Source organism: Pseudomonas sp. IT-232MI5 (genome assembly GCF_949767845.1).
GTDB lineage: Bacteria > Pseudomonadota > Gammaproteobacteria > Pseudomonadales > Pseudomonadaceae > Aquipseudomonas.
Map to the genome: position 1 here is coordinate 154,640 of NZ_CATKQE010000002.1, position 12,847 is coordinate 167,486.

4 protein-coding genes are annotated in these 12,847 nt (G+C 57.3%); 2 read left to right on the forward strand and 2 right to left on the reverse strand.

The features are described from left to right. Window positions 1-166 precede the first annotated feature (166 nt). A complete protein-coding gene (locus ACM6JQ_RS02130; RefSeq protein ID WP_414893146.1) occupies window positions 167-5,290 on the reverse strand; it encodes a dermonecrotic toxin domain-containing protein in 5,124 nt (1,707 codons plus the stop codon). Between the two features lie 192 nt (window positions 5,291-5,482). Continuing rightward, window positions 5,483-8,626, reverse strand: coding sequence for a transglycosylase domain-containing protein (locus ACM6JQ_RS02135; RefSeq protein WP_095112361.1), 3,144 nt, complete (start codon window positions 8,624-8,626; stop codon window positions 5,483-5,485). A gap of 526 nt (window positions 8,627-9,152) precedes the next feature. Here ACM6JQ_RS02135 and ACM6JQ_RS02140 point away from each other — a divergent pair. Together ACM6JQ_RS02140 and ACM6JQ_RS02145 are read left to right on the forward strand one after the other, a co-directional pair. After that, window positions 9,153-12,407, forward strand: a complete 3,255-nt coding sequence (locus tag ACM6JQ_RS02140) for a hypothetical protein (protein ID WP_414893147.1) — start codon at window positions 9,153-9,155, stop codon at window positions 12,405-12,407. Window positions 12,408-12,645: 238 nt separating this feature from the next. Then, window positions 12,646-12,771, forward strand: coding sequence for a hypothetical protein (locus ACM6JQ_RS02145; protein WP_256588356.1), 126 nt, complete (start codon window positions 12,646-12,648; stop codon window positions 12,769-12,771). The last annotated feature ends 76 nt before the right edge of the window (window positions 12,772-12,847 follow it).

Sequence of the window (12,847 nt, forward strand, 5' to 3'; positions counted from 1 at the left end):
CTGGCGCTCAACGTCAGCGCCGCAGCGGCCGAAGTGCATCACATCGAAGCCCGGCGTGGCGTGAAGTTACTCAGGCCACGTCACCGTGATTCGGGATTCGGAAGTGGCGCAGGCGCGATGAAGCTCTGCCAGCTTTGACCGGGCTGGCAGAGCAACAGCGTTGTCGTTAGAAACCCGCTCTGGCCAATGCTTCACGAGTCAACTGCCTGGACAGTTCATCGCGCTCATAGCCAATGTTGTCCGACAGCCGTCTGTGGCGTGCGGCGCTCATGGCTTCGCCGCTGAAGACCTCTGCCTGCGGTATGCCCAGTTGATCGGCAAGGCTTTCCATTTTTCGCGCCAGTTGATTGAGCGGCGTTTGTGGCGTGGCGTTGGCCCATTCAGCCTGCGCATCACGCAGCTCATCGAGCCGTCCCAGTTTTTCCGCGTAAAAATCATCATTGGTTTCATAGCGGTCCGGGTGGTTCTTGCGCAAATGAGTCTCCCAGAACTTCTTCGAATAGAGGTGGATCATTCCGTTGACCAGACCATCGCCCTGTTCGCGTTTGATGATCGTGTTATAGGCCGCGTCGAGTTGTTCGGTACTGACGCCGGAGCGAGGTCGGTAGAGCATACCCGCGGCCTGCCAGGGCAGCCCCAGTCTTTCGGCCAGCCCGGTCTCATAGGCCAGATGGATTTCTACCTCATCGGGAGCGGGGATGCTGTTATCGATCTTGTTTTGCTGTTTCTGACGCTGGTATTCAAAATCTGCCTCATCGGTCACTCGGTTCAGTCGGGCGGCACTGCGGGCGAGGCGTACGAGTCTGTCATCCAGAGCGCTGGCTGATGTCGACTCTTCGTAGGCTTTGGATACCAGTACTTTCATCCCCAGTGAATTGAACAACTGAGTACCCAGATCGCCGCAATCGTCGGGGGACACAATCTGTTTGAACAGTTCTGCGCGCAGTTGTGAATCGATTGCCGCCGCTTCGACCATTTCCCATACGCGCCGGGTCAGATTCTGTCGACCGCGACTCGTCCGGTAATCCGCGCTTTCCCTTTGCTTGCGGATAACGCTGAAAAAACCGGCGGAGTCTGGTTCTGCCATCAGGTCATGCCAGGATTCTTCGCGATATTTTTGCAACGCTGCGGACGGTCCGAACCCGCCAGGCTCAACGGGAAACATTTGCCAATGGCTGAGCTCGTTGCTGGCTGCCGGCAAATAGCTTTGCACCAGACCCAGGCCTGAAGATTGCCGATACAGGCCATAACGCACCCTGTCCTCATTGGTCAGTTTTGCCAGGTCAAAGCGCGCGCGGCTGAGGACAAACGCCTGATCGGAGCCGGGCGTGACCTGGGGCAGGGTATTGATCGGCGCCCGCCGCATGTCGAGCATGAAACCGCGCCGTCGCGGCCAATCGCCGCTGCCGGGTTCGAACAACCCCTCGGGCCAGGTTTTAATGTCGGTATTGGCCAGGCCCAGTTCATACAACTGGGACATCCGCCCGACATCGGGTGGCACGCCCAATGGATTTCCGTTCAGGTTCAGCGTGCGCAGACGCACCAGTGCGTTGAGGTGTTCGCCGGACTGTGGCGTCAAGTGAATCCGGTTGTCGCTCAGATCCAGATACTCGAGCCGGCGCATTTGGCCGAGGGTGGAAGGTATCTCTTTCAGACCGCACTGGCGGGCGCTCAATTGCCGCAGCTGCGGCAGGCTGCCGAGTAGTCCTTCGGCGGTAGGCGAGAGGGGCATTTTGTTGACTCTCAGCGAGGTGATCTGCTCAAGGTGTTTCTGCAGGTCAGGTTGTTCGCGTAAATCTTTCCACCACCTTTCGAGCTCAAAGCTCAGGAAATCGGACGTCAGGTCCAGCGTATAGCCTTGTTCGGGATGATTGCTGCCACCTTCGAACAGATCGCTTTTACGCTCGAAACATTCAATCAACTTGTCTTCGATGTGCCTGCCGCCGTTGTGCATGTAATCCAGGGATGCTCCGTAGGCCGGATCTCCCGAGTCGTCCATGCCGGCGGGGTAATTGTCACGCCATTTCTGCAGTGCCTGGTGCAGATCCTCGCGTTCGTTTTCCAGCTGTTTGATCGCGTTTTCGGGGTTATCACCCTTGCGTTTCAACACTTCGATGAAGGTGGTCACCTCGCTTTCCTTCATGTACGGGTAGAGCTGCCTGATTCGTTGTTCCGGTGTCTGTTTGGCAAACGGCCACGGCCAGCCGCGCAGCAGCGTTTCGGTTTCAATCGTCGCCACCGGGCGGATGGGTGGCTCTGCCAGCGCGGTTCGGCGCTGTGCAGGGGACGTGGCCTGTTCCATGATCCATAGCTTCAGCGGGCGTCCCTGACCGCGTTGATAACCCACTTCAGGCAAGGTCTGGACAGGCACCGCATGAAGAATCGACTCGTAGAAATCATCGCCTTCATGCAGTTGGCGGTTATTGGCGTCGAGCACTTCATAACGCCCCCGTTCGTCGCGAATCAGACGTCTGACGGTGGTTGCGTCAGCCGGCCCGACACTGCAGCGCAGCGTTCCGTCAAAGCTGCCATCGCGAACCTCCAGGCGCAGGTCGGCGAAGGTGTCGGTATTGACTCTGAGGGTGTTGAGCGCGAGGCGTTCAGTCTCCGCAGTGATCAACTCATCGTGATAAAAACCATCGTAAGCCCGGGTAGCGGATGCTTCGAAATCCAGTTCTCGGGCTTGGTTCTTGAGGCGCAGCGGCAGGCGTTGTTCATCGGCGATGCGCTGCAGTTCGGCGGGTTTGGCCTGCGCCACGACTTTTTCTGCAAGCTCGAGTGGAAGATCCGGGAACGTCTGTCGGACGCGCTGGATATCGGCTTTGCCTGATCGTTCCCCAGCTTGATAAACATGCCGGGATACGGCGCCGCTGCGTTTGTCGACGTCATCGGCGAGCTGATTGCGCAAGGCCGCAACACGCTCGCCAGGGGGAACCTCGCGCCCCAGCAGACTGTTGAACTCTGCCTCGGTAAGAAAACCCGCCACCCGATCCGGCAACTTGCCCGCGTTCAGATCGGCGAGACTGATGCTCAAGGTATCGGCCTCCAACGCTTGGGGGTTGCCGTACTTGCGCGAATAGCCGGCCAGGTCGGTGTCGGCAAACACCTCCAGCGCCCGGTTGTACGGCCAGCCTGGCAGGCTGGTCAGCACCGGTTCCAGCCACACCGATTCAGCGGCAATCGGCTGCCCGTTACGGATGTTGGCGGTGGCGATGCGAATATCGTCGTAGGCACTGAACCGCTTGACCGTGTCGGCCAGCAGCGGTGGTGGTGGACGGGTGTCCACATACATCTGGCGCAGAGCGTTGTGGTCGGTACCGCTGCTGATGCGGATCTGCTCCAGTTCCCTGGGGGAAAATCGCTCGACGCGATGGCCCAGGCGCCGCATCAGTGCTTCATTTGGCCAGTCTTGCGGGGTTTCCGCTTCATGCACCCAGGCGCCGTGGCCATTGTGTTCGATCCGTGGCTGGTAGGCGTTGGCGCGGTTCGGGTGTTTGATGCGGTGGGTGGTGGACGTCGCGTCAGTCGAGGCTTTTTCGACGAAGTACAGCTTGCCCTCCAGTGGCAGGACGTTTTCGTTGCCGTACTGATGCAGTCCCTGGTGGTCAGGTTTGGCGTCTGGCGAGAGCATCAGTTCATTGCGTGCGTAAGGGCTCAGATCCGGGTGCCATAAACTGTTTTTGCCATCGGGCAGCTTGACCGGTTTCATAGCGTCGACCAACGGCGACAGCTTCACGCGAAAGGCTTCGCCGATCTGCGCGCCCGCAGTGAAGGCGGCTAACTGGATGATGTCGGTCACCACGCTGATGACATGCCCGGCGGCTTCCTGCCAAAGCCCTTCGGCCAGATCGACGATGCCTTCGATGACGTCGCTGGTCAGTTGGTAAGCGGTGTAGGCCATCATCAGTTCGCCCAGACCCGGGACGAAAGGAGTGGCGATCAACAAGGCGACATTGGCAATGTCCGAGAGGATTTTCTTGAAGTTGTCCCACCACGCCCAGCGCGCCTTGCTGTCGGTGTCGGCGGTGGAGACGGCGATTTCCCGGGCATCGTTGAGAATCTTGTTGAGCTTTTGCTGATAGGCGTGGCGCCAGTAATCACCCTGTAATTTCAACCGGCTGAATTGCAGGTTGGGATTGTCCACCGGATCCTTGCGCCACGCCGGTCGCTGGTCGGCCGGATCCTGACGCGGGTGATACCTGACGATGAACAGTCGCTGTTCGAGTTCAGCGAAGAAGTGTCCGCGCTGCTGCTGGTCGACAAACTGGCTGAAGAATTGACGATAGGTCTGTTGGCTTGAGGCACTGAATCGGTCTTCGCGAAACTGCCGCGTCAATTCATCGCGCAATGCTGTCAGAGAGTCGTACTCCTTGAGCGGGTGATCCGGATCGTGAGGAATATAGGCGATCACCCGTCGAACACCGCGGTTGTCCGATACCGCATGCGTCAGTAGCAGGATCCCGGTCAGGCGGGTGCCGAGCAGCGACAGGTCAGAGCACTGCATTGAACGGCCATTGAGCCGCAGTTGCGGTTTGCCTTCGGCCAGGGTCAGCAGCATTTTGTAGGCGTCGTACTGGATATCGTCCTTGATCAGTGCCAGGTGCGCCGCGACGGCGAGGGCGTCTTTCTGACTCTCGTTCACCTTGTGTTGCAGCACGCCTTCAGCCAGCGGTTCACCCGGTAGCAGGTAGCTTTCCAGATGCTTTTTATACTGGGCGCCGATATCCAGGTCGCGGCACAGCGTCTGGAACTGGCTGATGGGCATGGCGCTTTTGATCGGCACGACATCGAACAGACCGCGTTCATCGGGTTGGCTGATGTAGTCCGAGCCAGGACCGACCGTTTCGCTGTTGGCGAAGTTGTGCAGGGCGGCGTCCAGCAAGGAGACGGTGCGGGTCACGACACCTGCGGAGAAATCGATGGCGTACCACGGTTTTTCTTTCGGCAGGTACAGGCGTAGAAAGGTGCTTTTGACGTCCGGCTCGATGCCGTGACGTTCTTTGATTTTTGCCTTGAGCAGCGGTTCGGCGAAAGCGTACAGATCGGTTTTCGCCAGCAGGTGGTCAACCTGGTTCTGCGAACCCCAGGCCTTGAGGTTGGCGTCGGCGAGTTTGTTCAGATAGGCGGCGGGCGCGGTGGTGTACCAGGCTTCATTCTTCAGTGGCGAGGCTGCCAGGGCGAGGCCCCGGCTGACGGTAGCGGTCTTGAAATTGTCGTCGACGGCGGATTTGATGAATTCGTAGTGCCGTCCTTTGTCCGTGTTTTCCGCAGGCTGGGGAGAGAGAGACATGGCCAATCATCCTTGATTGTTGAGGAGTGATCAGCCTACTCAGGGCAGGGCAAAACAAAAGTTCAAAGATCGGGAGGCAAACGGCGTTGCGCAGCACCAACCCGACGAAAATTCGAATCTGAAAAATACATGAATACCACCCGCCGAATCGAAAATTCGTCACTCTGATGCAGAAAAAACCGACACGATTTGTTACCTCGCTGTAGGGCGCGGCGCTTCGAGCATCGCCACGCTGGCGGTTTTCGTTGGCGTGCATTGCGAGTCGCTGCCCGGTTGCAGATACGGCGTCAGAATCGGCGCCATGCCCTTGAGCACCTGCACTGGCAGGGCCGAGGTGAACTTGAAGTTCTCCGCCGAGCGCCCCGGGACGAACGCGGTGAGGGTGCCGAAATGGTGATCGCCGATGTAGAACACGAACGTCGCCGTGCGGTTGATCGACTTCGAACTGAGGATGCGCCCGCCCGAACCGATGGCTTCGATGCGGTTGTCACCGGTCCCCGTTTTGCCACCCATGGCCAGTGGGCTGCCATCAGCCAGTTTGAAACTGCCGGAAACACGTTTTGCCGTACCGGCGTCGACCACTTGCGACAGCGCCTCGCGCATGGCCGTGGCGACTTCGGACGGCATCACCCGTTTGCCGACATGCGGGTCATTGACCAGTTGCGTTTCGTAGGGTGTGCCGGCGGCGAAATGCAGGCTGTCGATGCGCAGGGTTGGCATGCGCACGCCGTCATTGAGGATGGTGCCGATCAGCTCGGCCAGTGCGGCCGGGCGGTCACCGGAACTGCCAATGGCGGTGGCCAGCGAAGGCACCAGGTGGTCGAACGGGTAGCCGACTTTCTGCCAGCGCTGGTGAATTTCCAGGAACGCTTCGATCTCGAGCATGGTGCGAATACGGCTGTCACGAGCGCCCTTGTGCTTGCTCTTGAACAGCCAGCTATAGACTTCCTGACGTTCGAAATGGCTGGCCTTGACGATCTCGCTGAAGGTCGCGTCCGGGTGGTTCAACAGGTAGCCCATCATCCACAGGTCCAGCGGATGCACCTTGGCGATGAAGCCTTGATCGGGCAAATCGTAACTGCCGGGGCCATAGGAATCGTAGAGGCGGATCAGGCGATCATCGGTGAGTTTTTCGCTGAGCTTGGCGCCTTTGAGGTGTGAGCGCACGAAGGTATTGAAGTCTTCCTGACTCGCCTCCGGCAGCAAGTAACGATGCACGGCGGCCATGCGAATCGGCGTCGGGCGCATGCTGTCGAGAAAGGTGTCGAGGCGCGCTTGAGTGTCTTTGTTTTTGTACTTTTTCCAGAACTTGAGCTGGAACGAGGTGCCTTCGCGGTCGGCGAAGCTCGCCAGGTATTCCTGCCGGCGCGGGTCACGATCATCCTTGAGCAACTCGGCACTGCTGTTGGGCCCCGAATAAGTGACATAACGCACCACGTCGCGCATCAGCCGAATGAACGGCAGGTTGATCGACTCGCGCAGGGAATCGCGCAAGGTCGGCAGGCGGCCGTTGTCTTCCTTGCGAAAGTTATGGAACGTGTGCAGGCCGCCGCCGGTGAAAAACGCCTCGCCGGGGCTGGCCGAGTATTTGCGGTCGAGGGCTGCGCCGAGCATCTTTGAAAGGTCGTGGTCTTTGTTCTGGATCAGGTAGTCGATGACCCACTGGCTCAAGCGGTCCTGATCGGGGACTTCGACTTTCTTCAGTTCCGGCACGCCCATTGCGCCGTACTTGTCGTGGAGTTCGGCGATGATTTGCAGGTAAGTGGTGAGCACGCGCATTTTCGCCGTTGAGCCGAGTTCGAGTTTGCTGCCTTCGTTGATGTCGAACGGCTGGTCGGTGCTGTCGGTCTGTACCCGCACGCGGGAACCGTCCGGGGTCAGCTCGAAGAGGGTGAAGCTGTAGCGCACTTGGGTGGTGCTGGTCGGCGTCAGCAAGCGTTCACCGAGCAGGCCGATTTCGGCGGCGTAGGCCGGGTCGGCGAGTTTTTTCAGGTAGGCGGTGGCCTGGGTTTGCAGGTCGCCTTGCAGCGTGCTGGTGGCGGACAGATCCAGGCGATCGAGATCGTACAGTGGCCGGTTGAGCATGCTCGCCAGACGACTGCGGGCGACGCTGATGCCTTTGTTGGTTTCGATCGGTTGCATGGTCGGCTGGGTCTGCCAGTCGCGGTAGGTGACCTTGCTGGCGAGGGCGGCATCGGCCAACGCGCTGTCGATCACCGCGTTCTGCTTGAGCAGGCGCAAGTGGCTGTCGGTGAGGTTGGCGAGTTCCTCGCGGCCCTTGGTCAGGTAATGCGAAGGGCGACGCTGGGCGATCATCAACGAAAGCATTTCACGCAGGACCAAGCCTTTGGCCGCCATGGTTTTCGGATCCGTGGCCGGACTGTTCAGCTGTGCATTGGCCTGGTTGAAATCACTGCCGTACCAGACGCGCAACCCCTCCGCCATGCCATGCACTTCACCATGCCCCGGCACCGCCGAGAGCGGCACGCTGTTGAGGTAATCGCGCACGATGTTCTGCCGTGCCCCCAGAGTTTGCGGGCCGGGCTGATAGGCGCGCACGCTGGCGGACATCATCTGCCGCAGCTTTTCGGCACCGGAGACTGTCAGGCCATCCGGTGAGTGCCGGTACTTTTCCAATTGCGTCGCCAGCGTACTGCCGCCTGCCGATTGGCCCGGCAATCGCAGCAGTTTCGCCACTTGCGACCAGGCGGCCATGCCGAAGCGCGGCCAGTCCACTGCCGGGTTGGCCAGCGGCTGTTTCGGGTCGAGCAGGAAGCGGTTTTCGATAAACAACAGGCTGCTGACCACCACTGGCGGGATGGATTCGAAGCTTGAATACAGCTGCTGCGGGTAGTTGTACTTGTACAGCGGCGCAGCCCGGCAATCAGTGATCGACAGCCCGGCCTGGATCTTTTCCGAATACGGCACGAACAGGCCTTTGTCGGTGTAGCTGAGCAGCGCCGGGGAAAAACGCGTCTGCTCGGTGATGACGTAATTGCGTTTGAGCAGGCGTGGCAGAAATTCATCCAGCGAGCTGTAGCCCAGGCGCAGATCGAATGGCCCATTGCCCGGATAGCGAATCGCTTCGCTGGGGCCGGGTTCGAGATGGTAAGTCAGCGACGCGGCGTACTGGCTGAGCTCGCGCGACTGGAAGCGCGAGGTGCGCATTTCCTTGGACGCGGCCAGTCCCACGACAATCGCGATAATCACCAGCAACAACCAGAAAGCCTTCCACCCATGCCGGTTGCGGCGGGGTTTTTCAGGGACAGGCGCTTCATCCACACGGTCAGTCGGAACCACGGCTTTACTCGAATCGGTTTGCCACAAAGCGCCCATAGTCGATTGATCCATTCACGCAGATTGATCGGACTTGTCTGAAGCTTAGACGGTGGTTGGCGAGGGGCGAGGGAATTGTGAGCGGGATGCGCCTCGAAGCACTGAGCCGTCTCGACCACTCGATGAGTGGCCGGGGCTTTTCGGTTTCCACCACGTGATCGTCCCCCGCCACACGATCACGCGGTTCGCTCGAACTTCGGTTGCCGGGGTGGCTGGTCTGATCGTTTTGACAGGCTCCTGACGGCTAAAAAGCATGACTGCCTGTATATGTTTTACAGCGAGCGAAGAGAGCGGGAACAAAACTTGATAAGGCTTTTATCGACTTGTGTTTTCCGGCTGTTCTTTTTTCTTCGAATGATTTGTTTTCATGATGTTGAGTGTGATTGCGCATTGTTTGTTAGAAGGAATCGTTGGTTGGATTTTACATACAGTTGGTAAAACACTTAATTGGTAATGGTTGTCGGCTTTTTCTTTTAGTGTTTTGGAGGTTTACTTTTTCCTTGTTTTAATCCTGAAGGAAAAGTGTATGTCTGAGTTTGAAAGTTCTACTTCGAATTTTGTTTCGGTAACTGACAGTGATACAAATAATATTGATTCCATAAAGCGTGAAGCCGAAAAGGTTTTGCCTTGCGCACTGGCAGATTTTGCCGGCGCTTTATCCTGGCAAATTCCTTTAAGTGTCGAGCAGAAGAAACAGGTGTTGGAAGCCGTTCGGCTTTTTATCGCCGGTCTTGATGACACGCCGCAGCCGGATCAAGGGCTGCTGGAACTAATGAACATAGAGCAACCGCTCGCCGCCGACGCCTTGCGCGATCCAGCCAGGGCACTGGAAACCCTGATTGCCGGAACTCGCGGTCAGGCATTGGGGCTGGCAGTGCAAACTCACTTGAAAGGTTTTGCCTCGGATGTAAGCGTCAACGACTACGCGCTGGCCGCACTTCAACTTGACCTTGATCCGCAGTCGATTGAAAACCATCAACGCAATAATGTCGCCGGGTTCGATCTGGACAGTAAGCAACATTGGGGGGAACCGGTTGCAGCAGTATTCAACAAACTGCGCGAACACCTGATCAAAGACCGTGTCTGCAACTCCGAAATGGCTGGGTTGGGCGCTTACTTGTTGCTGGCCAGGCATGCTCCATTATTTCTGATCAAAGACCTGCCGACCGCAGTTAAATACGGTGGGCCGGCATGGTTCAACCTGTCCGTTGCCGCTGCGACCATCGAAGCTGAATCGCCGGGCAAGGTTGCAAAGATGAAGTTCGCACAGGTCATGGTCTGCGCCGAAAGTGCAGCGTTGATCGAGCCGGCCGTTACTCAGTACGCGCAGACCGTTACGCTGATTGATTGGGGCGTTGTCCACGGGCTGGTGGAAAGGAAAAACGATGGACATTACACCCCGGCTGAACTGGATGTACTCAAAACACGTTTCAATGAGGCCTTGGCCGACCGGCTCAACACGCCAATTTTGTTGAGCAGTGTGTTCCCGAGTCGCAAGGAAATAGCTCGGGCCGGCCTTAAGAAAGAGTTTGGCGAGAACTATCCGATTGAAGAACACGTCCTTGAATGGGACCGCTCGGTGGGGGCGAAAATAGTCGGCGCACTCTCCCCGGTACCCAGTGCAATCCAGGGGCCGGTCGGGATGCACACGTTGCTGGACGTTGCAATGATGGACGGGACGTACAAGTGGAAAACCAGCCACTCACTCGTTAACTTCCGTATTCACGACATCAACGAACTGGATCTGCGTGTACGAAGGATCTTCAACCGTGAGTTTGAAGCGACGCTCAATCACCTCAAGGAAGGTACCCGGTTAACCATACGCCATCTGATTTCCGAGTTACCGCTGGAAGACCGAGAGAACATTGAATACGGCAAGATCGATTTTTATCAGGACAAGACCATCAAAGCCGGTTTGCAGTTTCATGACAAGTTTGTGCGTGTCGGCAATCAAAATTTGACCCTGAGAGTGGAGCAGGGCATCGATAAAAAAGTCTCGGTGTATTACATCGATCTGAAAGCGGGCTCAATCACCAAAAAAGACGTTGATCCCGTCACACAGACAGACAGGGTCAGCGTGCATATCCCCAGCGTTTCGTATGGTGTGAGGCCGTTCTATCTTGCTGACAGGGACATCGCCAAAAAACTCAAGCGAAGACCCTCCCCGTCATGGACATTTCCCGTTCCCGACAGTTATTCCAGCGAGAGAACCCGCATCATTGCCGATGCCTTTGTCGAACATCTTGATTACGACAGTGAAGATATTCTCAAAGCCGCTGAAGGCCTGACCACGTGGGATCAGGAAGTGGAGGTGCTGGAGAGGAGTGTGAAGTTTCTGCTTAATCTGATTCCCTTCAAATCGGCCATCAGCAATTTTATCGACGGCAAATACCTGGACGGTGCAATTGACCTGTTTCTCGACGTGTTGGGATTCGTTACCGCTGGCGTGAGTGCCACGGCAAAGTTGGCACAATTGGGCGCCAGGACGGCATCGGCACTCAGCAAGGCGCTCAAGGCCGCGAAAATCATCGGCGCACTGGTTATCGGCGAACTCAATCCGTTCAGCGGGTTGCACGGTCTCGCAACGGGAGGCGCGCGGCTCGCAGGCAACGGAGTCAAGTTCCTTGCGAACCGCGGCCTGGGAAATATCGCCAGATTGCGCGGCGGGGCTGCGGGTAGCTACGAGCTGTTGCAGGCGGTGGGAAAACAACACGGGACTGCATTGCCTGGTACTTGGAAGGTAGGCGAGCAGAATATTGCTGGGATAGGCGTTTTGAAGAATGATCAGTGGTATCCCTACAATCCTGTAAACAACAGGATCTATGGCGCCCCTGGCAACTTTCAGCCCAGACAAGGCCGTTTGGGCAGCCTTTCTGGAGTGGATGCCGGCTATGCCGATCGCTATGCGGGTTTTAGCGCCAATATCGCGGCTGCCCGCACGCCACTCAACTTTCCAGCCTTTAGAAAAGCTTATGACGACGGGCTGGATATTCTGGAGGCCATCACTGATTACAGCTTCCGAATGGACACGCAGCAATTGGTCGAGTTGGCGGCCCAACCCGGCCGCCGCCCTGAAGAAATGGGGGCTCTGGTAAGGGAGATAGAAGACAGCCTGTTTGACGACGCCACGTTTTATACAAATCTTCTCCGTCAGGACATGCCCAAAGGCGTAACAGTGGAGCCGTTCTCGCAGTGTTATTTTCTGGCACGGGTCGATATGGCTTCCAATGGCAGATGCGCCGCCCTGTCATACGCCATGGCGTATGCCTATCTTCATCGGCGAGAAGGCACTCTTTTGAGCAATGTCTTGAAGGCCGCCGAGAAGCAAACTCATCCGCAAGCGGCGCGATTTATTTCCGCTCTGGAAAAGAGTCAACAGAGACTGGGTCCCAAGTATTCGTTTCATACAGGTGGGGCGCCTAAAAAAATGGATGCCCAGAACATCATTGATGAACTCGTCGCTTCTCGTGATTCAAAAATCCTCATGATCGGTACTAAAAGTCACGGAATGGTCGCCGGCACCCGATTCACAGGCGGCAAGCAGGAATGGTTTTTTTTCGACCCTAACTCTGGCATGGCGATATTTGAAACCAGACAAACCTTACAGCAAGGTTTGTCTAAAGCGTTCGGGAACGGGTCCTTGGCGAGCACCTTCAAGACCTATGGAAAAAAACGCGGCGGCGCTGATTATGCTGTCAACGAGTTCCGGCCTGGCGATGTCGAATTGACCGACGTCCGTGACACTCTCGAGAAATTTTCCGCCATGCCCCTGAGCGTGTGATCCGCCCTGAAGGGGCAACTCCTCGAACCTCGTCCGTACGGGGGGCGCGGAAGCGCCGGTAACGCGTTACCGAGAGCGGTAAAAAGCAGGGCGAAGCAGAACGGCTTGCTCTTTTTGTGAAATACTCGCCGCTGTTTTCAGTGGCGAGTTTTCCTACTGGTGCCAGTTGATCCAACGGGTTTGCTGGCCTTCTCGCGACAACTCCCGCCTCAGGCTTTTTGCCGGTCTCAAGTACAAGATGTGGCTGTGCCCGGTCAGCTCGTACTTTGCGCTGGCGTTTCTGGTCCTGCTGACCGTGTTGTTCTACGTGTTCAAGCTGCAGCCGAATAATCTGCCGCAAAGTGCCGCGCGTTCGGTGCTGTAAGGTTTCAAGCGTTCAAGACCATCAACAAAGATCGCTGCCTGCAGCAATACCTACATCGTTCAATCATGTAGATATT